Source organism: Shewanella sp. Sh95 (assembly GCF_001308045.1).
In the GTDB taxonomy this organism is placed as follows: Bacteria; Pseudomonadota; Gammaproteobacteria; order Enterobacterales; family Shewanellaceae; genus Shewanella; species Shewanella xiamenensis.
This window is the reverse complement of record NZ_LGYY01000004.1, coordinates 1-420: the sequence shown is the minus strand read 5'-3', so window position 1 is coordinate 420 and position 420 is coordinate 1. Positions and strand designations below refer to the sequence as shown.

The 420-nt window shown below is 52.6% G+C and carries 1 protein-coding gene; it reads right to left on the bottom strand.

The window, feature by feature from the left end; translation table 11 throughout:
• Positions 1-178 precede the first annotated feature (178 nt).
• Positions 179-420, bottom strand: a 242-nt coding sequence (locus AEA42_RS00415) for a diguanylate cyclase (RefSeq protein ID WP_156312279.1), incomplete at its 5' end; no start/stop codon positions are given.

Below are 420 nucleotides of genomic sequence, written 5' to 3'. Positions count from 1 at the left end.
GGCATGCTCAGCCGTCGGCAAAGGAGCCCGCCAGATAAGTTCATCGCTGAGAGGAAGGGAACGCCAGGCCATTCGATTTCCAGATACAAATCTAAATGATAATGATTACTGATATTAGTTGCTTGCAGGCGGCATGGCAAGGCTTTTATCGGCGCCGCGAGGTCGCAGCGCGCGCAGGTCAACTGGCAAGAATAATGTTGCGGCCTTTATTTGTTGCCTCATAGAGTGCGGCGTCGGCGCGCGCCAGCGCTTGTTCAATTTTGTCATTAATGAGCGGCGTCAGGCCAATACTGATGGTGACGTTGGTGGCGACGCTTTCATTAAACATATGCGGGATCTTCAGGTCATAGACCCGCTGACGTATACGTTCGGCTGTCTTCCAGGCCGTTTCTTCGCTGCTATTGGTCAGCAGCACCATAA